General features: G+C 67.8%; 17 protein-coding genes. 14 read left to right on the top strand and 3 right to left on the bottom strand.

The features are described 5' to 3' along the window. Positions 1-74: 74 nt before the first annotated feature. A complete protein-coding gene (locus H7F35_RS03320) occupies positions 75-1,376 on the top strand; it encodes a D-amino acid dehydrogenase (protein ID WP_187111559.1) in 1,302 nt (433 codons plus the stop codon). 306 nt (positions 1,377-1,682) lie between these two features. Here the strand turns inward: H7F35_RS03320 and H7F35_RS03325 are convergent, their stop codons facing one another. Next, positions 1,683-2,765 (bottom strand): aromatic ring-hydroxylating oxygenase subunit alpha, encoded by a 1,083-nt coding sequence (locus tag H7F35_RS03325; RefSeq protein WP_187111560.1) that lies wholly within the window; start codon positions 2,763-2,765, stop codon positions 1,683-1,685. 345 nt (positions 2,766-3,110) lie between these two features. Between H7F35_RS03325 and H7F35_RS03330 the strand changes: the two genes are divergently transcribed. The 9 genes from H7F35_RS03330 (at position 3,111) to H7F35_RS03370 (ending at position 12,261) form a co-directional block, all read left to right on the top strand. Further along, entirely contained in the window at positions 3,111-4,145 is a 1,035-nt protein-coding gene (locus tag H7F35_RS03330; protein WP_187111561.1) for an ABC transporter substrate-binding protein, read from the top strand. Continuing rightward, positions 4,142-4,663: a nucleoside deaminase gene (locus H7F35_RS03335; RefSeq protein WP_187111562.1), complete on the top strand. Its 522-nt coding sequence runs from the start codon at positions 4,142-4,144 to the stop codon at positions 4,661-4,663. Before H7F35_RS03330 ends, H7F35_RS03335 begins: the two co-directional genes overlap by 4 nt. A gap of 32 nt (positions 4,664-4,695) precedes the next feature. Continuing rightward, positions 4,696-5,526 carry an urease accessory protein UreD gene (locus tag H7F35_RS03340; RefSeq protein ID WP_187111563.1) on the top strand — a complete coding sequence of 277 codons (831 nt, stop codon included), beginning with the start codon at positions 4,696-4,698 and terminating at the stop codon, positions 5,524-5,526. A gap of 108 nt (positions 5,527-5,634) precedes the next feature. Continuing rightward, positions 5,635-6,525, top strand: a complete 891-nt coding sequence (locus H7F35_RS03345) for an iron-containing redox enzyme family protein (protein ID WP_187111564.1) — start codon at positions 5,635-5,637, stop codon at positions 6,523-6,525. Continuing rightward, entirely contained in the window at positions 6,519-7,463 is a 945-nt protein-coding gene (locus H7F35_RS03350; RefSeq protein WP_187111565.1) for a methyltransferase, read from the top strand. Before H7F35_RS03345 ends, H7F35_RS03350 begins: the two co-directional genes overlap by 7 nt. Then, positions 7,463-8,557 (top strand): hypothetical protein, encoded by a 1,095-nt coding sequence (locus H7F35_RS03355; protein ID WP_187111566.1) that lies wholly within the window; start codon positions 7,463-7,465, stop codon positions 8,555-8,557. Before H7F35_RS03350 ends, H7F35_RS03355 begins: the two co-directional genes overlap by 1 nt. A gap of 8 nt (positions 8,558-8,565) precedes the next feature. Next, positions 8,566-9,387, top strand: a complete 822-nt coding sequence (locus H7F35_RS03360; protein ID WP_261803509.1) for a GNAT family N-acetyltransferase — start codon at positions 8,566-8,568, stop codon at positions 9,385-9,387. Continuing rightward, positions 9,384-10,589 carry a lysophospholipid transporter LplT gene (gene lplT / locus H7F35_RS03365; protein ID WP_187111567.1) on the top strand — a complete coding sequence of 402 codons (1,206 nt, stop codon included), beginning with the start codon at positions 9,384-9,386 and terminating at the stop codon, positions 10,587-10,589. Before H7F35_RS03360 ends, lplT begins: the two co-directional genes overlap by 4 nt. Positions 10,590-10,674: 85 nt before the next feature. Next, positions 10,675-12,261, top strand: a complete 1,587-nt coding sequence (locus tag H7F35_RS03370) for a GGDEF domain-containing protein (RefSeq protein ID WP_261803510.1) — start codon at positions 10,675-10,677, stop codon at positions 12,259-12,261. Positions 12,262-12,288: 27 nt separating this feature from the next. Here the strand turns inward: H7F35_RS03370 and H7F35_RS03375 are convergent, their stop codons facing one another. Beyond that, entirely contained in the window at positions 12,289-13,161 is an 873-nt protein-coding gene (locus H7F35_RS03375; RefSeq protein ID WP_187111568.1) for a LysR substrate-binding domain-containing protein, read from the bottom strand. A 107-nt stretch (positions 13,162-13,268) separates the two neighbouring features. Between H7F35_RS03375 and H7F35_RS03380 the strand changes: the two genes are divergently transcribed. The 4 genes from H7F35_RS03380 (at position 13,269) to metC (ending at position 17,915) form a co-directional block, all read left to right on the top strand. Further along, positions 13,269-13,859, top strand: coding sequence for a cysteine dioxygenase family protein (locus H7F35_RS03380; protein ID WP_187111569.1), 591 nt, complete (start codon positions 13,269-13,271; stop codon positions 13,857-13,859). A 111-nt stretch (positions 13,860-13,970) separates the two neighbouring features. Then, positions 13,971-15,569 (top strand): rhodanese-like domain-containing protein, encoded by a 1,599-nt coding sequence (locus H7F35_RS03385; RefSeq protein ID WP_187111570.1) that lies wholly within the window; start codon positions 13,971-13,973, stop codon positions 15,567-15,569. Between the two features lie 67 nt (positions 15,570-15,636). Beyond that, positions 15,637-16,665, top strand: a complete 1,029-nt coding sequence (locus tag H7F35_RS03390) for a Bug family tripartite tricarboxylate transporter substrate binding protein (protein ID WP_187111571.1) — start codon at positions 15,637-15,639, stop codon at positions 16,663-16,665. A 41-nt stretch (positions 16,666-16,706) separates the two neighbouring features. Then, positions 16,707-17,915, top strand: coding sequence for a cystathionine beta-lyase (gene metC / locus H7F35_RS03395; protein WP_187111572.1), 1,209 nt, complete (start codon positions 16,707-16,709; stop codon positions 17,913-17,915). A gap of 20 nt (positions 17,916-17,935) precedes the next feature. Here metC and H7F35_RS03400 read toward each other — a convergent pair whose 3' ends face one another. Next, entirely contained in the window at positions 17,936-19,198 is a 1,263-nt protein-coding gene (locus H7F35_RS03400) for a sterol desaturase family protein (protein ID WP_187111573.1), read from the bottom strand. Between the last annotated feature and the right edge of the window lie 27 nt (positions 19,199-19,225).

The raw sequence follows: 19,225 nt of genomic DNA on the forward strand, positions 1-19,225 counted from the left end.
GCCCAAAAACAATGGAATTCACTTCATTGTGCACCTTAGATTCACATCATTCCATTTGAATCAGCGGAAACACCATGAAAGTCATCGTTCTGGGCGGCGGCGTGATCGGCACCACCACGGCTTACTACCTTGCACGCTCCGGCGCCGAGGTCACCCTGCTCGACCGGCAGGCCGGCCCCGCCGAGGAAACCAGCTTCGGCAATGCGGGCCAGGTGTCGCCCGGCTACTCCACGCCATGGGCCGCGCCGGGCATTCCGCTGAAGGCGATCAAGTGGATGTTCCAGAAGCACGCCCCGCTGTCCATTCGCCCCGACGGCACGCTCTACCAGTTGCGCTGGATGGCCGCGATGCTGCGCAACTGCTCGCCCGAGCGCTATGCGATCAACAAGGAACGCATGATGCGCGTGGCCGAATACAGCCGCGGTTGCCTGCAGCAACTGCGCGCCGACACCGGCCTGCAGTACGAACACCGTACCGGCGGCACGTTGCAACTGTTCCGCACGCAGGCGCAGCTCGATGCGGTGCAGCGCGACATCGCGGTGCTCGAGGAATGCGGCGTGCCGTACGAGCTGCTCGACCGCGATGCGCTCGCCAGCGTCGAGCCCGCGCTGGCCGGCGCGCGCGACCGCCTCTCCGGTGGCCTTCGCCTGCCCAATGACGAAACCGGCGACTGCCACCTGTTCACGCGTGGCCTGGCCGACATCGCACGCACGCTGGGCGTGGACTTCCGCTTCGGCCAGACCATCGACGGCCTGGAAACCGACGGCGGCCGCATCACCGGCGTGCGCACCACCACCGGCAAGATCCTCACGGCCGACCGTTATGTGATGGCATTCGGCAGCTATTCGCGCGCCGCCATTGCCTCACTGGGTCTCGACATTCCGGTGTACCCGGTCAAGGGCTATTCGCTGACCGTGCCGCTGGTCGATGAATCGCTGGCGCCGCAATCGACCGTGCTCGACGAGACCTACAAGGTTGCGGTCACCCGTTTCGACAACCGCATCCGCGTGGGCGGCATGGCCGAACTCGGCGGCTACGACCTGCGCCTGAACCCGAACCGTCGCGCCACGCTCGAGAAGGTGGTGAGCGATCTGTTCCCGGGCGGTGATCTGCCGAACGCGAGCTTCTGGACCGGCTTGCGCCCGATGACGCCCGACAGCACGCCCATCGTCGGCGCTACGCGCTACGCCAACCTGTTCCTCAACACCGGCCACGGCACGCTGGGCTGGACCATGGCCTGCGGCTCGGGCAAGCTCATCTCCGACATGGTGATGGGCCAGCGGCCGGAGATTCGTACCGACGGGCTGGGCATGGACCGCTACGAGCAGGGCGCGTCGCACACCGCGCGCCCGAACCCTGCGACCGCGCCTGCTTGACGCTGTTTGGTCGTTCGTTGGCGCTGCTGTTCAGGGCGGCACTCACGCCGACACGGTGCTCTTTTTCGCGAATGTCCCCCGCTTCGCTCCTCCTTTATTTAGCTAAAAAGAGCCCCGTATCGACGTGAGCGCTCAGAGCACTGGTTGATCGGCGATCACCAACCGCGTGCCCCTGTGCGAATGACGCCAGGTGCTCCCCGCAGCGAAATAAAGGAGGAGCGAAGCGGGGGACATTCGCGGAGGGGAGCACCTGGTGTCATTCGCACTCGCCCTGAATGAACCCGCATCACACCGTGCAGCACCCCCTCAAGCAGCCTTGGCTATCGGAATGACCGCACTGCTCATGCCCCGATAGACCTCCGCCTCACCATGCTTCGCAAGCAACTGCATCAGATACTTGCGAATCAACATGCCCGGCCGATCCGACTCCATCGAATACTCGACACCCCGCCGCCGCGTATCGACCAACGCATCAGGGTCCGTCGATTCAAGAATGTCCTTGTCCTCCCGCGTGATCTCTTCGTCGAAGTCGATCAACATCTGCGCCGCGCAATCCGCCTCGGTGTCGTTGCGGAACAGCCATTGGCACAACTGCATGCGGCCATCGTCGATGGGCGTGAAGCAGTTGATGATGATGTGCCGAATGCCCGAGGGGTACTCGATGTCGAGCCGGCGCGAGAACGGCAGAAAGTAGGCGTTGCGCATGTGGCGCGTGGTGATCGCATCGGTCACGCCGCTGATCGTGTGGAACTTCACCGGGTTGTTCGCTTCGATCACCGTCTCTGCATAGAAGCCCGACTCGTTCTCGACCAGCTCGTACTTGCTCGGCTTCGGGCTCGCAGCCACACCGAAAGTGGCGCGGTGCACAAAGCTGAAGTGCGAGTTGTCGAAAGAGTTTTCGAGCGCGCGCATCGGGCTCGTCTGCCACTCCTCGTAAAACTGGAAGATCGTGCGATAGCCCGCGTCCTCGAACTCCGGAATCGCCGGAATGTCGGCAACGGGCTCTTCCAGCGCCACCCACGCATAGCCGTAGCGCGAAGTGCAACGGTAGGCCGTGGTGCGGTAGTCGGGCGATATCTTGCGGTCGGCCTCGTACTGCGGAATGCGGATCACCTGCCCGCTGCGGTCATAAGTCCAGCCGTGATAACCGCACTGAATGGCGCCCTGCCCGCAGGCCTTGCCTTCGCCATCCACGCACCAGCCCTTCGAGAGCTTCGCGGTGCGGTGGCAACAGCGGTCTCGCAGCGCGGCAGGCTGGCCGTCGGCGTCGATGAAGAGAACGATGTCTTCGCCCAGCAGCGTGAAAGGCTTGGGGCCGTGGGCCAGTTCGGTCAGCGGCATGACGGCATGCCAGAACTTGCGGAAGACGGGTTGTTGGGTAACGAGCATGCGCGGACTCCTTCGGTGTGCGTGTGGGGACGAACGTGAAAGAGCAATTTCCGACCACGGTGCCTTCGGGATATATGTGAAGGCAAGGGGCTGAACGCTTCTACTCTGCGCCAGATGCCATGCAAATTGCGCGCCCGGATTGTGGCGCGCCCTCGCACCCAATGCACGCACTTTCGCGCAAAGCCCAAGCGAAACGCCTTGGCATGCGTCCTGCATGGCCCCTTGCAAGAGTAGAAGCGTTCAGCAGCGCACGCACCACCCAAGTGCGCCGCCCGGAAATTGCTCTTGAAGCGCCTTCTGCTGCCCTGCAGGGGATTTCAAGACCCACGATTCCGAGGCCCCACCATGCAACGCCGATCCTTTCTCGCGGTCACCTCTGCCGTCGCCGCATCCCTTGCCGCTCCTTCCGTCCTGGCACAGGGCGGCAAGCTCACCCCGCTCAAGTTCACGCTCGACTTCCGCATCAACGGGCAGACCGCGCCCTTCTTCCTTGCGCAGACCAAGGGCTACTACAAGGACGAAGGCCTGGACGTGACCATCGACACCGGTGCCGGCTCGGTCGCGTCGATCACACGCATCGCCAGCGGCGTCTATCAACTGGGCCTGGGCGACATCAGCTCGCTGGTCGAGTTCAATGCGCAGAACGCGGGCACGCCGATGGTGCAGGCCGTCTACCAGTACTACAACCGCGCACCGTTCGTGATCATCGGCCGCAAGGACCGCGGCGTGACGGGTGACTTCAAGAGCCTGCAGGGCAAGAAGGTTGCGGCAGCCGCCGTCGAATCGACCCGCCGTGCTTGGCCGATGGTGGCGCGCAAGCAAGGCATGCGCGCCGACGCCTTCCAGTGGCAGACCACCGACTTCAGCGCGCGCGACAACGTGATGGTGCGCGGCGACGTCGATGCCGCCACCTACTTCCATGACTCGGCCATCTCGCTCTTCGCGCGCATGAAGCCCGATGAACTCTCGGTGCTCAAGTACGCGGACGCGGGCGTCAACCTCTACGGCAACGCGATCCTTGCGAGCAGCAACCTCATCGCGCAAAACCCGAAGGTGGTTGCCGCTTTCCTGCGCGCGACCAACCGCGCCATCGTCGAGACCTTTGCCAACCCTGCCCCCAGCATCGCCGCCATGCGCCAGCGCGAGCCCATCCTCGACGAGAAGATCGAGCTTGAACGCTGGGGCGTCACGGCGCAGTATGTGGGCGCGGCGGACACGCGCGGCCACGGCCTCGGCGACATCAGGAAGCTCACGCTCGAACAGCAGGTCGACGAAGTGGCCGATGTGTTCGGCCTCAAGGTCAAGCCCGCGTCCGACGCCATCTTCAACGGCTCCATGCTCCCATCGCGCAGCGAACGAACGATCCCCACCAAGGCATGAACTCCAGCAACTCCACCACCTACCCTGAAGAAACCACGCTCGACGAACGCGACGGCCGTTATCTGCGCAAGGCCATCGTCTGGTCGCACGCAGCGCGCCGGCGCGGCAACCGGCCCTTCGGCTCGGTCATCGTCTCTGCCGCCGGCGAAGTGCTGGCCGAGGCCGGCAACAGCAACACCGAAACCGGCGACTGCACCGCCCACGCCGAGGTCAATGCGCTGCGCGCGCTGGCCGGGCGCAAGCTCACGCGCGAAGAACTCGCGGGCGCCACGCTCTACGCCTCGGGCGAGCCCTGCGTGATGTGCGCGGGCGCGATCTTCTGGTCGAACATCGGCCGCGTGGTGTTCGGCATCGACGCCGAGCGCCTGCGCGTGTTCCGTGGCGAGCGGCAAGACCAGCGCGATGCGGAACTGTCGTGCCGCGACGTGTTCCGCGCTTCGCCCCACCCGATCGAATGCATCGGCCCGGCGCTCATCGACGAAGCCAGCGCCGCGCACGACGGCGCCTGGAAGGTCTGACCGACCACGAGAGCGCGCACTAGACTCGCCGCATGCCCTGGCACGCCCGTCTCCACCTCGACTACCAAAAAGAAGCCGCCCGCACCGTCGCCCGTTTCCGGCATGACGGCCCGCTGCGCATCCTGCAGAGCCTGTACCCCGAAGGCGACACCGTCTGCCACAACGTGCTGGTGCATCCGCCAGGCGGCCTGGTGGGTGGCGACACGCTCGACATCGACATCGAGGCCGCCGACGGCAGCCACGGCCTGATCACCACGCCCGGCGCCTCGCGCTTCTACCGCTCCGAAGGCGAGCTGGCGCTGCAACGCACGCGCATCCGGCTGGCGGCTGGCGCGCGGCTCGAATGGCTGCCGCTCGAAGCGATCTGCTACAGCGGCTGCCAGGCCGAGAACCGGCTGAACATCGAAGTCGAACCCGGCGCCGAGCTGATCGGCTGGGACGTCACCGCGCTTGGCCTGCCAAATGCCAACCAACCCTTCGAGCGCGGCACCTACCTGCAGCACATCGAAGTGCCTGGCGTTTGGCTGGAGCGCGGACGCATCGACGCGGCCGACCATCGACTGCTGCAAAGCCCGCTCGGGCTGGGCGGCCACCGCTGCATGGCATCGCTGTTCTTCGTGGCGGGCTCGCCGATGGCACGCGCGCGTCGCGACGCGCTGCTTGCCCAGGCGCGCGAACTGCTCGATGCGCACGGCCTGCAGGACAGCGCGGGCGCCACCAGCCCACATCCGGAAGTGGTGGTGCTGCGCGTGCTGACGCCCGTGGTCGAGCCGGCGATGAAACTGCTGCGGCAGGTCTGGCTGGCTTGGCGAAACGAGCTGTGGCAACTGAGCGCAGCCATGCCGCGCATCTGGGCGACCTGAGCGCCCTGGTCCCCCGCCCCGGGGACGAATTTGTAGCCGCTGTCTGACGGACAGCCGCGCCGCAAAGGCGCACGCTGCCTCTTCCCTGCTGGACAACAAGGAACGGCCATGCCTGCGCACGACACCCAGAACGAGAACACGCGGCTTCACCGGCGCCTTGCGAAGTTCAACGCCGAGCGGCTCAGGCTCGGCGTCCCCTCTCCACGGTGGCGGGACGATCTCACCAACGAGCATCAATTCCGGCTGCTGGAAGGCCACTACCTCGAAACCCTGCGCGCCACGGTGCAAGCGCAGACGGCAGGCGCCGCGGGCAACGCAGCGCACTTCGTCGAGTGGTTCCAGGCCCTCGAACACACCGGGCCGGGCCAGCAGCACCCGTTGTTCGACTGGCTGGCGCACGAAGCCACGCTGCCGCAGATGCGCTGGTTCCTCACGCAGGAAGCTGCGGGCGAAGCGGGCTTCGAGGACCTGCTGGCCTACACCCAGGTCAAGCTGCCGCCGCAGCCCAAGCTCGAATGCGCGCGCAACTTCTGGGACGAGATGGGCCACGGCAAGCAGAGCGCGATGCACGGCCAGATGCTCGAACACATGGTGCGTGAACTCGACCTGCACCCGGGCATCGACACCACCGTGTGGGAATCGCTCGCGCTCGCCAACACCATGGTGGGCCTGGCGACCACCCGCCGCTACGGCTACCACGCCATCGGCGCGCTCGGTGTCATCGAACTCACTGCGCCCGGCCGCGTGAAGCAGGTGGCGGCCGGCATGCGCCGCCTGGGCCTGAGCGGGCGTGCGCGGGCCTACTTCGACCTGCATGGGGCGCTCGATGTGTCGCATGCGCGCGCATGGCTGCGCGAAGTGATCCGCCCGCTGGTCGAGGCCGACCCGGCCTGCGGGCAGTTCATCGCCGAAGGCGCGCTCATGCGGCTGGTGTGCGGCGAGCGCTGCTTCGCGCGCTACAGCGAAGCCTTGCGCACCGAGGAGGCGCTCGCATGCTGAATGCCGCCGGCGTTCTGCGCGAGGTGGCCGCCACCGGCTATCGCTTCACCACGGTCACGCCGCTGACCCATCAGCGCGTCATGGCCCGGCGCGAACCCGGCACGACGTTGCGGGACATCTTCGGCTGGAACCTGCCGTTCGAGACCGGCGCCGTCTCGCCGTCGATGCTGGCCGGCATGAAGGACGCCGGCATCGTGCGGCATTCGGGCACGCTGCTGCAAAGCACCGTGCGCATTGCCAGCCTTGGCGACGACCTGTTCTTTCATTCGGCCTACCCGACCGTCCAGGAGAACGCGGTTTTCTTCGGGCCGGATACCAGCCGCTTCGCGCGCTTCATCCGCAATGCCTTGCAGCCGCGCCGGGCACACACGCCACGCCCGCTGCGCGTGCTGGACGTGGGCTGCGGCAGCGGCGCGGGCGGCGTCGCCGCAGCGCGTACATTGGCCGAAGCCGGCTTGTCGTCAGCGGTGGTCATGAACGACATCAACCCGCTGGCGCTGCAATTCACCGCCGTCAACGCAGAAGTGGCACGAGTGCCGGTGACGCTCGCGCAGGGCGATGCGCTGTCGGCTGTCGAAGGCGACTTCGATCTCATCATTTCCAACCCGCCCTACCTCGACGATACGGCACAACGCGCATACCGGCACGGCGGCATGCGGCTCGGCCGGGCGCTGAGCGCGCGCATCGCGGCCGAGTCGCTCCAGCGGCTGGCACCGGGCGGGCAACTGTTGCTCTACACCGGCGTGGCCATCCTCGACGGGGGAGACCCGTTCCTCGCGGAGATGCAGCCACTGCTGGAAGCGTCCGGCTGCGACTGGTCGTACGCGGAGATCGACCCCGACGTGTTCGGCGAAGAACTCGAGCGGCCGGTGTATGCGCACATCGACCGCATCGCGGCTGTCGGACTCGTCGCCACCCGCCCCTCGGGAGCTGCCTGATGGCCGCCGAACTCGACTTCGGCGTGGACACCGCCCGACTGGCCGTGGTGCGCGAATGCAGCGTGCTCGAACGCATGCCCAAGTGGCTCATCTGCGTGCCGCTGGTCATGCAATGGCTGTGGCTCTCGCTGCGATACGGCGGCGCCACGGTGCCGTCCGCCGCCAACCCGCACATCACCTCGGGCGGGCTGGTGGGCGAAGGCAAGCTCGAATACTTCAGCGGCATGGGGCCGCTCGCGCGCTCGGTCACGGCCGACTACTCCGGGGTCTTCAACGACGGCTTGGCAACGGAAGCCTCGCTTCAACAAGCCATGACTGACAGCGGCCTCGCCTTCCCCGTGGTCGCCAAGCCGAACCTCGGCCTGTGCGGCTACGGCGTTCGCATGCTGGCCGACATGGCGGCCCTGAAGGCCTACCTGCACGCCTTCCCGCGCGATGAAACCGTGGTGCTGCAGCGCTACCTGCCGCAGGAGGGCGAAGCCGGCATCTTCTACGCGCGCGACCCGGTCAGCGGCCAGGGCCGCATCATCGGACTGGCGCTGCGCTACTACCCGCGCGTGACGGGCGACGGCCACAGCACGGTGGCCGAACTGGTGGCGGCCGATGTGCGCGCGCGCCGCATCGCACGCTCGCCGCGCCACGAATGCGGCGTGCCGCCCGACAGCGTGCCCGCCGCCGGGCAGCAGGTGCGGCTGGCCACCATCGGCTCGACCCGCGTGGGCGGGCTGTACCGCGACGGCGCGGCGCTCATCACGCCGGAGCTCGTGCGCGCCATCGATGCGGTCGCGCGCGACATGCCCGACTTTCACTTCGGGCGCTTCGACGTGCGCTACGACAGCCTGCGCGAGCTGGGCGCCGGGCGCGGCTTCACCCTGATGGAGATCAACGGCGCAGGCTCCGAAGCCATCGAGGCCTGGGACCCGGACACCGGTGTGCTGCAAGGCTTTCGCATGGTGTTCGCCAAGCAGCGGCTGCTGTTTGCCATTGGCGCCGCCCAATGCAGGGCCGGCGTGCGGCCGATCGGCCTGCTCGCGCTCGCACGGCTCAACCGGCGGCAGAATCGGCTGGTCGACCGGTACCCGCCCTCCAACTGAGTCATCGCATGCAGACGGAAACCCTCGCCCGGCACACCTCATCGCATCACTGGGCCGCCAACACGCACGCGCTCCGGCTGCAAACGCACTGGGCCGACTGCGAAGACGACGTGCGCGACGCACAGCGCCTGCGCTACCGGGTCTTCGCACAGGAGATGGGCGCGCGCCTGACACCGCCCCACGGCACGCCGCCCGGCCTGGATGTCGATCGCTTCGATCCGTTCTGCGACCACCTGCTGGTGCGCGCCGTCGATCCGGTGCACGGGCCCGGCCCGCTCATCGGCACCTACCGCGTGCTGACACCCGAGGCGGCGCGGCGCGCGGGCGGTTTCTACACCGACACCGAGTTCGACCTGGCCCCGCTCGCGCCGCTGCGCGGCCGCGCACTGGAGCTGGGCCGCTCGTGCGTGGACGCCGACTGGCGCTCGGGCAGCGTGATCATGGCGCTGTGGACCGCGCTGGGGCAGTACATGGTCGAGCACCGGCTCGACACCATGATCGGCTGCGCCAGCATCGGCATGGACGACCACGGCCTGACGGCGGCACGGCTGTGGCACCGGCTGTGCCGCACGCACCTGGTCGAGCGGCGCTGGCGCGTCGAGCCGCGCGTCGCATTGCCGCTGGACACCGATGCACAGGCCGATGACGACAGCGACACCGCACCGCCCGCCGCGCCCCCGCTCATCAAGGGCTACCTGCGCTGCGGCGCGCGCCTGCTTGGCCCGCCCGCGCTCGACCTCGCCTTCAACACCGCCGACCTGCCGCTGATGCTGCGCGTGGACGACGTGGCGCCGCGCTACCGCCAGCACTTCTTCGGCGCCCCCGCGTGACGGTGCACCTGCGTTCGCGGCGCGCGCTGGCAACGGTGGTCGCAGCCCAGTTCTTCAGCTCGCTGGCAGACAACGCACTGCTGATCGTCGCCATCGACTTGCTCATGCAGCGCCACGCGCCCGGCTGGATGACGCCGGCGCTCCGGCTGTTCTTCTATCTTTCCTACGTGCTGCTGGCGGCCTTTGCGGGTGCGGTGGCCGACGCGGCACCCAAGGGCCGCGTGCTGATGGTCACCAACCTCATCAAGCTCGGCGGCTGCGGCCTGTTGCTGCTCCACGTGCAGCCGCTGGTGGCCTACGCGCTGGTCGGGCTGGGTGCGGCGGCCTACTCGCCGGCCAAGTACGGCATCCTGCCCGAGCTGCTGCCGCAGGACGCGCTGGTGGGCGCCAACGGCTGGGTCGAGGCGGCCACGGTGCTGTCGATCCTGTTCGGCGTGGCGCTCGGCAGCACGCTGGTCGGCAGCGGCCAGTCGCTGCTGGCCATCGGCGCGATCTACCTGCTGGCTGCGGCGTGCACGCTCGCGATTCCGCACAGCCCGGCGCGCAACCGCGCGGCGCTGGCGCATCCGGGCGTGCTGCTGCGGGGCTTCGGGCATTCGCTGGCCCTGCTGTGGCGCGACCCCGATGCGCGCATTTCGCTGGCCGTCACCAGCCTGTTCTGGGCGGCCTCCGCCACGCTGCAATTCCTGGTGCTGCGCTTCGCCGCCGAACGGCTGGGCATGACGCTGTCGCAAGGCGCGCTGCTGCAGATCGCGGTGGCTGTCGGCATGGCGATGGGTGCGCTGGGCGCATCGCGCTGGTTTCCGCTGCCGCGTGCCCTGCGCGCGCTGCCGCTGGGCGTCGTGCTCGGCGCCGCGGTGCTGCTGATGACACTGGTCACGCAGCCCGCCGTCGCGGCCGCGCTGCTGGTGGCGATCGGCGCGTTCGCCGGCCTGCTGCTGGTGCCGATGAACGCGCTGCTGCAAAGCCGTGGCCTGCTGCGCATGAACCCGGGCCAATCGATCGCGGTGCAGAACTTCAACGAAAGCCTGGCCTCGCTGGCCATGCTCGGTGTGTACGGCGCGCTGATCTACGTCGAGGCGCCGCTGCTGCCCACGCTGGCGGGCTTCGGCGGCTTCCTGGTGCTGGCCATGGGCGGCATCTTCGTCTGGTCGCGGCGCCTGCGGCCGGCGCGCGACGCGCTCGCCGCCCAGAACGTGTAACGCGCGGGGGTAGCTGCCGCGCGGAGCCTGCGCGGGGTGTCGCTTGGGATACAGTCCCGCACCTCCCCCACGTCCCGCCGCCAGAGTGAATTTCAGAAAACCTGCCAACAGCCTGGTTGTGCGCCTGCTCGTGATGGGCCTGTTGATGGCCATCGTGGGAACCGCCACCAGCTACATCCAGCTCAGCCGCTTCCTGCGGGAAGACCTGACCCAATCGGTGGCGGTGCAGCAAACGGCGCTGGCCGCCTACGTGGCACGCGATGTCGACAACTACCTCGGCGAGCGCCTGTCGTTCCTGGAACGCCTGGCGGCCACCCTGCCGCCGGAACGCCTGGCACAGCCCGAGCGGCTGCGCGCGTGGCTGCAGGAGCGCAGCACGCTGAGCCCCGTTTTCCCGCTCGGCCTGAAGGTCGCGGACGCCACCGGCAAGCGGCTCGACGGCGACGGGCAACTGGTCACGGACGGTTCGGAATACATGGCCGCGCGCGAGGGACGGTCCGCACTGGGCCGTCCGCAGGCGGCACCCTCCGGGCACTCGGTGCTGCCCATGGCCGTGCCCGTGCGCAACGCCGCCGGGCAAGTCACTGCCCTGTTGCTCGGCACGGCGGACCTCTCGGCCGACGGCCTGCTCGATCATCTGCAACGCGGGCGCGTGGGCCAGGACGGCGGCATCCTGGTGGTGTCGCCGCGCGACCGCATCTTCGTGGCCTCGACGGACGTCTCGATGTCGCTCACGCCGACCCCGCCCGAAGGCGTGAACCTGCTGCACGACCGCGCCATGACAGGTTTTCGCGGCAGCGGCACGACGCGCAACGCCAAGGGCATCGACGAGATTTCCGCCATTGCATCGGTGCCGAACAGCGGCTGGTTCGTGGTGGCGCGGGTGCCGGTTGCGCAGGCGCTGGCGCCGGTGGGGCGCATGCAGACTTTCATCCTGCAGCAACGCGCACCCGCCGTGATCTCGGTGCTCGTCGTGATCGGGCTGATCATGGCCTGGCTGCTGCGCCCGCTGTTGCGTGCCGCCGACCAGGCCGACCGGATGACCCGCGGCGAACTCGCGCTGGCGCCGCTGCGGGTGGTGCGCAACGACGAGATCGGGCACCTGACGCAGGCCTTCAACCGGCTGCTGGCCAAGCTGCTCGACAACCAGCAGGCGCTGGCGCACCTGGCCCACCACGACACGCTGACCGACCTGCCCAACCGCAAATTGCTGGACGAACGGCTGCAGCAGGCGCTGCTCCGAGCCAGGCGGCATGCCCACCAGGTGGCCGTGCTCTACCTCGACCTCGACGGATTCAAGACACTCAACGACACCTTCGGCCACGAGGCGGGCGACAAGGCGCTCAGGGAAATCGCGCACCGGCTGCAGGCACTGGTGCGGCAGACCGACACGGTGGCGCGCATCGGCGGCGATGAATTCGTGCTGCTGGCCGCCGACTTCGCAGAGGCCCCGGAACAGGGCGCCTTGACCTTGGCACAACGATGCATCGACGCGATCGCCCAGCCCTTGCAACTGGCGCATTCCGAGACGGTCATCGGCGTGTCGATCGGCATCGCCCTGGGCAACGGCAACGAAACGCCGCAAGACCTGCTCGCCGCAGCCGACAAAGCCATGTACCGGGCCAAGCAAAGCGGGCGCAGCAGCTATGCGATGACGCCCGCTTCGAGCTGAGCGCTGCCTTGCCCGGTGCCGTTGCCTTCAGGCCGGCGCGTCCGTGCCCGGCAAGCGCAGGTGCTTCTTCAAGGTCTCGAACACCTGCCGCGTGACCGGGTTCACCACGTGGCTGCGCACGTACAGGTAATACGCCAGGTCGGGCAGGCGCGGCATGCCGTCGCCCGCGCCCAGCACGCGCAGGCCCGCGTCGAGCTGCTCCACGCCGCGCGCCGTCACGCCCAGGCCCGCGCGCAACGCCGCCTTGATGCCGATGAGGCTCGACGAGGTGTAGCGCGGCGTCCAGGCCACGCCGGCCGCGTCGAGCGCTTCGTGGCCGATGCGGCGGAAGATGCTGGGCCCGTCGGCCATGATCAGCGGCACCGGCTTGGTCGGGTCGTGCACATAGCTCGCGGCGCACAGCCACACAGTGGGTGAATTGCGCAGCACCACGCCGTCGAACTGCGGGTCGGCCCGGTTGGAGATGATCATGTCGACTTCGCCGCTCTTGAGCGAAGTCATCAGGTAGGGGCTGCGGCCGATGTGGATGTCGAGCTGCAGCAGCGGCGACGTGCGCGCCACCTCGGTCAGCAGCAGCGGCAGCATGGTCTCGGCCACGTCGTGCGGCGCGCCGATGCGCAGGTTGCCTTCGAGCTGGCCCTGCCGCATGCTGCGCAGCGCCTCGTCGTTCAGCGCGAGCATGTGATGCGCGTAGGTGAGCAGGCGTTCGCCCTGCTCGGTCAGCCGCTTCTGGCGGCCCTGCTTGGCAAAAAGCGGCTGGCCGATCTGCTCTTCGAGCCGCTGCATCTGCTGCGTGATGGCCGACTGGGTACGCCCCAGGTGAACGGCCGCCGCCGCAAAGCTGTGGTGGCTGACGACAGCCGCGAAGGAACGCAGCAGTTCAAGATCGAGCGTGGGCATTCATTAATTTTATTGATGTGTTTCTTGCGCTGCTTGGATTGTGGCGTCACGCCACCGTCACTACAGTGAATGCACACGAAACAGGCCACCCCACTGGAGAACACCGCATGAGCACCCCATCCGAGCAACGCCGCCAAGCCGTAGCGGCGTCCATCGCCGACATGAAGCAAAGCATCGGCGGCGCTGAACCCACCCGCGAAAAGCTCGCCGTGGTGCTGGCCTCGCTGGAAGGGCTGGCCGCGCACACCGCGTACTGGGGCGCCGCCGATTTCCCGCCGCCCGAGGCCGGCGAGCACCAGGCCCGCTACCTGATCGCCGAAGACCCGGACCAGAGCTACGCGCTCTACCTGAACGTGATGCGCCCGGGCAAGAAGATCGTGCCGCACAACCACACGACCTGGGCCTGCATCTCCGCCGTGGAAGGCACCGAGCACAACCGCGTGTACGAACGCACCGACGACGGCTCCGTGCCCGGCGTCGGCAAGCTCGAGGAAACGGCGCTGGTCATCGTGGCGCCGGGTACGGGCATCGCGCTGATGCCTGAAGACATCCACTCGGTCGAGATCCAGGGCGAGCAGGTGATTCGCCACCTGCACATGTACGGCCGCGCGCTCGAAACGCTGACGCAGCGCACCGCGTACGACGTGGCCGCTGGCACCTATCAAACGATGGGCATCGGCGTGCAGACGCGCCGCTGAGCGCCTCCTTCTTCTTTCCCCTTTGCAGTTTCCGGATGCGGGCCGCCGTGCGGCCTCGCAGGGGCGCGCTCGTCCCGCCGCATTCGCTGTTGTTGACCGACCTTCCTGCCCATGACGACTTCCTACATCGACCCGAAGACCCTCAAATCCTGGCTGCACGATGGCAGCGAGATCGCGCTGCTCGACGTGCGCGAGCACGGCCAGTACGGCGAGGCCCACCTGTTCTACGGCATCCCCCTGCCCTTCAGCCGGCTGGAGATCGACGCACCGCGCCTGTTGCCGCGCCGCGCCGTACGGGTGGTGGCCTACGACGCGGCCGACGACAGCACGGCCAAGGTCGCCGAGCGCGCCGCCGCACGGCTCGCATCGCTGGGCTACACCGACGTGCATGTGCTGCAGGGCGGCACGCTGGCCTGGAAAGCCGAGGGCTATGTGCTCTTCGCAGGCGTCAACCTGCCCTCCAAGACCTTCGGCGAACTGGCCGAAGAGACGTACCACACCCCCCGCGTCAGCGCCGACCAGTTGGCGCAGATGCTGGCGCGCCAGGACAAGGTGGTGGTGCTCGACGGGCGCCCCGTCAGCGAGTTCCACAAGATGAACATTCCGGGCGCCACCTGCTGCCCCAACGGCGAGTTGGCCTACCGTGTACGCCGGCTGGTGCCCGACACCACCACGCCCATCGTCATCAATTGCGCGGGCCGCACGCGCAGCATCATCGGCGCGCAGACGCTCATCAACCTGGGCCTGCCCAATCCGGTCTATGCGCTGGAAAACGGCACGCAGGGCTGGTATCTGGGCGATCACGTGCTGGGACACGGCGACACGCAGCGCTATGCGGACGACAGCGGCAATGCCGACCTGCGCCCCGCTGCCAAAGCCCTGGCCGCGCGCTTCGATGTGCCGACCGTCACGGCACCCACGGTTCAACAGTGGGCCGCCGACGCGGGCCGCACGCTGTTCCTGTGCGACGTGCGCACGCCCGAGGAATTCGCGGCCGGCAGCCTGCCGGGTGCGCAGCACACGCCCGGTGGCCAGTTGATGCAGGCCGGCGATCAGTACTTCGGCGTGCGCGGCGCGCGGCTGGTGCTGTTCGACAACGACGGTGTGCGCGCCCCCACCATCGCAAGCTGGTTGCGGCAGATGGGGCATGACGCGAGCGTGCTCGAAGGCGGGCTTGCGAGCGGCTTGTCGCTGGCGCCTGTGGATGCGCCTTCCGCACCCGCGCTGTCGACCATCGATGCACAAGCGCTGTCTGCGCAACTGGCACGAGGCGATGTCGCGCTGATCGACCTGCGCGCGAGCATGCAATTCCGTGCCGGCCACATCCCGCAGGCCCGCTGGTCGATCCGCCCGCGCCTTGCCGACGATCTGAAGGGCGAGACGCGCCAGCTCGTACTGGTCGCCGACGACGCCGCGCTCGCGGCCTGGGCCGTTGCCTCCGAACTCGCGGGCCACGCGCCCGCTCCGCTGCTGCTCGAAGGCGGCATGGCCGCATGGCGCAAGGCCGGCCTGCCGGTAGCAGCCACACCCGAGTTGCCCGCCGACGCCGCCTGCATCGACTACCTGTTCTTCGTGCACGACCGGCACGACGGCAACAAGGAAGCCGCACGCCGCTACCTCGCCTGGGAAACCGGCCTCGTCGCGCAGCTCGACGCGCAGGAGCGGGCCGCCTTCCGGCTGCCTGCCGGCCCCGCCGCATCGCACACCTGACCTTCGTTTCAAGCCCCGGTTTCGCTTTCTTTTCGTCGTTGTCCGTTCCTACCCCAGGAGTTCCGTCATGTCGTCTGCCAGCCGTATCCCGCACCTTGCCCGCTTTGCCCGTCTTGCCAATTTCGCGGTCGCCGCCGCGTGGCTCGCGACACTCGCCCTGCAGCCCGCCTCGGCCGAGCCCCTACCGCAGCGCAACGGCTTCCCCTCGCAAACGGTGAAGTTCATCTCGCCCTTCCCGCCGGGCGGCGGCAACGACGCGACGGCTCGGCTGGTTACCACGCGGCTGTCGGAAGTCATGGGACAGGTCGCGGTGGTCGACAACCGAGGCGGCGCGGGCGGCAACATCGGTGCCAAGGCCGTGGCCGACGCCCGGCCCGACGGCTACACCGTGCTCACCTCGCAGGTGTCGATCATGGCCGTCAACCCCACGCTCTATGCGTCGGCCGGGTTCGATCCCATTAAGAACTTCATTCCGATCACGCAGATCAACGCCGCGCCGCTCGCGCTCGTGGTGGATGCCAACTCGCCGCTCAAGAACTTCGCCGACCTTGCCACCAAGGCCAAGGCCAGCCCCGGCAAGGTGACCTATGCGACGCCGGGCAACGGCACGCTGTCGCACCTCGTCGGCGTGGTGCTGTCGAAGGACGACGGCATCGCCATGACGCACGTGCCCTACAAGGGCGCCGGCCCCGCGCTCACCGACCTGCTCGGCGGACAGGTCGACGTGCTCGTGACCTCCACGTCCTCGGTCGCAGGCCTGGTGCAGAACGGCAAGCTGCGCGTACTGGCCGTGACCAGCCCGCGCCGCATCGGCGTCTTCAAGAATGCACCGACGCTCGAGGAACTGGGCTACGCCGGCGCACGCTTCGAAGACTGGTACGGCTTCTTCGCGCCGGCCGGCACGCCGCCCGAACGCGTGGCCTACCTGAACGAAGCCATCGTGCGCACGCTGCGCATGCCCGAGGTGACCAAGCTGGTGAACGATGGCGGCAGCGAAGTGGTGGCCAACTCGTCGGAAGCCTTTGCCGCGCAGTTGCGCCAGGACATCGACCGCTGGTCGCGCATCGTCAAACTTTCCGGCGCCAAGGCAGATTGACGCACCATTGAGGCCTGGCCCACGCTCGATCGAAGAACACCATGTCCGACCCGCACAAAGAAGACCCCGCTGTACAGGCCCTCGACACCCGGCTCACGCGCACCGGCAAGGCGCCTGCGTATTTCGGCGGCACGCCCGTCAACACGCCGCTGGTGCGCGCGAGCACCGTGTTGTTCGACAGCGTGGCCGCGATGCGCGACACCCGGGCGCGCCGTGGCGACGAACGCGCATTCAGCTACGGCGCACGCGGCACGCCCACCACCTTCGCGCTCGAAGACGCGGTGAGCGAGCTGGAAGGCGCGTACCGCACGCGGCTCTTTCCGACGGGCCTGGCGGCCATCGGCATGGTGCTGCTGTCGTACCTGAAGCCCGGCGACCATGTGCTGCTGTCGGACAGCGTGTACGAGCCCACGCGCAACCTCGTGCATTCGTTCCTGGCGCCGTATGGCATTCGCAGTTCGTTCTTCGCTGCGGATGGCAGCGGCATCGAGGAACTGTTCGAGCCCACCACGAAGCTGGTGTACGCCGAGTGCCCCGGCTCGCTGGTCTACGAGATGTGCGACCTGCCGAAGCTGGCGGCCCTGACGCATGCGCGCGGCGCGCTGCTCGCGGCCGACAACACCTGGGGATCGGGCGTGCAGTACCGCCCGCTCGAACTGGGTGCGGACATCTCGACGATGGCCGCCACCAAGTACCTCTCGGGCCATTCGGACGTGATGATGGGCACGGTCGCCACCACGCGCGAAGCCTGGCAGCCGCTGAACGAACGCTGTGACGCCTTCGGCATGACCGTGAGCCCCGATGACGCCTGGCTGGTGCTGCGCGGCATGCGCACGCTGTCGGCGCGGCTGCAGATGCACGAGCGGCATGCGCTCGAAGTGGCGCACTGGCTGCAGACGCGGCCTGAAGTGGCAACGGTGTTCTGCCCGGCGCTGCCGCAGCATCCGGGGCATGCCATCTGGCAGCGTGACTGCCGCGGCACCAACGGGCTGCTGTCGATCGAACTGCAACCCGGCATCGAGAACGCGGCCGTCGAGCGCTTCGTCGATGCACTCACGCTGTTCGGGCGTGGCTCGTCATGGGGCGGCTATGAGAGTCTGGTGGCCTGGACGAACATGCGCGCGGTGCGCAGCGTGACGGATTGGAGCCGGCGCGGTGCGGTCGTGCGGTTGCACGTTGGGCTGGAGGCGCCTTCGGATCTGGTGGCGGATCTGGCGCGCGGGTTTGCAGCGATGAAAACGGCGGACTGAAAACCTCCCTCGACCTGGCCTCAGCGATTCTCCCGATGCTCGACGCCGTTTTCATCGGTCCACCGCCCTGACCATGTCAGCGGATAAAGCTGCTGCCGCCAGAACCCCTTGGGCACATAGTCGCCCACCACGCCGTAGTTGTCGGGCCAGACCTTGTTCTTGTCGGCCTTCACCGCCGTGCCGAACAGGTAGTCCCAGAACGCGAAGTGCGCGGCATAGCAACGGTCCAGCCCTTCCGCATCGCGGCTGTGGTGCCAGTGATGGAAATTCGGCGTCACGATCAGGTAGCGCAGCGGCCCCAGCCGCACCGACGCATTGGTGTGGTTGAACACCGCCTGCACGCCCGCAATCACGATGTAGACGTTGATCACGCTCTGCGAAAACCCGAGCAGGAAGGCCGGCGCCAGGATCACCACGGTCGACAGCACCGTTTCGACGCCGTGCGTGCGGCTGCCTGAAATCCAGTCCATGCTTTCGGCGCTGTGGTGAATGGAATGCAGGCGCCAGCCGATGGCGGTCTCGTGATAGAAGCGATGCAGCCAGTAGCGCGCGAAGTCGGTGATCAGCATCAGCAGCAGCAATGCATAGCCGAACGGCAGGTTGCGAAACCAGCCGCGCAGCGTGTCTTGCCCCACCGGGTTCACACCCGCGAACATGCCGGTCACGCCGTAGAGGATGGCGTAGACCAGGAACAGCGTGAGCCCCACCAGCAGGTGGCCCGTCACGAAGTACATGAAGTCGGTCTGCCACTCCTTGCGAAAGATCGGCATGTCGGGCCGCAGGGGCTTGAGCTTCTCGATCGTGGTGAACAGCAGCGTGGTCGCCAGCAGGTCGAAGATGAACCAGTCGACGCCGAGGTACGGCATGTTCGACGGCAGGCTGCCGGCGGGCAGCCACCCGTGCCCGGTGGCACTCACGCCCAGTTGGGACCCGACCACGGCAACCGCCAGCCAGAACAAGGCCCATGCCGACAGGCGGCGCACACGGTTGAAGACGATGTTGGTCAACGCCAGTGCGCCGCACAGCACCATTGCCACCAGCAGCACGGTGCGCATTGCGTCGAAGCTCAGCACCTCGCGCACCTTGGGCGTACTCAGGAAGGCCGGGAACTGGAACATCAGCACGGCCAGCATGCTGAAGTTGGCCAGCACGAGGGCGATCATTCCGCTGACCATGCCCTTGCCGCGTCGCAGCGGGCCGTGCGAGAGGGCGAGGTCTACGCCCTTGCGGATTTCATGGGCAACGTCGTTCTTGAGGCGGTCTACGGGAGAAGGAGTGGGCATACAGGGTCGCTCTTTTCGTGGCGACCG

The organism is Variovorax sp. PAMC26660, assembly GCF_014302995.1.
Lineage (GTDB): Bacteria > Pseudomonadota > Gammaproteobacteria > Burkholderiales > Burkholderiaceae_C > Variovorax.

Excerpts from the sequence above, each read along its gene's own strand:
- metC (WP_187111572.1), top strand. The coding sequence starts at position 16,707 with ATGTCCGACCCGCACAAAGAAGACCCCGCTGTACAGGCCCTCGACACC.
- H7F35_RS03380 (WP_187111569.1), top strand. The coding sequence starts at position 13,269 with ATGAGCACCCCATCCGAGCAACGCCGCCAAGCCGTAGCGGCGTCCATC.
- H7F35_RS03340 (WP_187111563.1), top strand. The coding sequence starts at position 4,696 with ATGCCCTGGCACGCCCGTCTCCACCTCGACTACCAAAAAGAAGCCGCC.
- H7F35_RS03330 (WP_187111561.1), top strand. The coding sequence starts at position 3,111 with ATGCAACGCCGATCCTTTCTCGCGGTCACCTCTGCCGTCGCCGCATCC.
- H7F35_RS03355 (WP_187111566.1), top strand. The coding sequence starts at position 7,463 with ATGGCCGCCGAACTCGACTTCGGCGTGGACACCGCCCGACTGGCCGTG.
- H7F35_RS03375 (WP_187111568.1), bottom strand. The coding sequence starts at position 13,161 with ATGCCCACGCTCGATCTTGAACTGCTGCGTTCCTTCGCGGCTGTCGTC.
- H7F35_RS03385 (WP_187111570.1), top strand. The coding sequence starts at position 13,971 with ATGACGACTTCCTACATCGACCCGAAGACCCTCAAATCCTGGCTGCAC.
- H7F35_RS03350 (WP_187111565.1), top strand. The coding sequence starts at position 6,519 with ATGCTGAATGCCGCCGGCGTTCTGCGCGAGGTGGCCGCCACCGGCTAT.
- H7F35_RS03390 (WP_187111571.1), top strand. The coding sequence starts at position 15,637 with ATGTCGTCTGCCAGCCGTATCCCGCACCTTGCCCGCTTTGCCCGTCTT.
- H7F35_RS03345 (WP_187111564.1), top strand. The coding sequence starts at position 5,635 with ATGCCTGCGCACGACACCCAGAACGAGAACACGCGGCTTCACCGGCGC.
- H7F35_RS03400 (WP_187111573.1), bottom strand. The coding sequence starts at position 19,198 with ATGCCCACTCCTTCTCCCGTAGACCGCCTCAAGAACGACGTTGCCCAT.
- H7F35_RS03335 (WP_187111562.1), top strand. The coding sequence starts at position 4,142 with ATGAACTCCAGCAACTCCACCACCTACCCTGAAGAAACCACGCTCGAC.
- H7F35_RS03360 (WP_261803509.1), top strand. The coding sequence starts at position 8,566 with ATGCAGACGGAAACCCTCGCCCGGCACACCTCATCGCATCACTGGGCC.
- H7F35_RS03325 (WP_187111560.1), bottom strand. The coding sequence starts at position 2,765 with ATGCTCGTTACCCAACAACCCGTCTTCCGCAAGTTCTGGCATGCCGTC.
- H7F35_RS03320 (WP_187111559.1), top strand. The coding sequence starts at position 75 with ATGAAAGTCATCGTTCTGGGCGGCGGCGTGATCGGCACCACCACGGCT.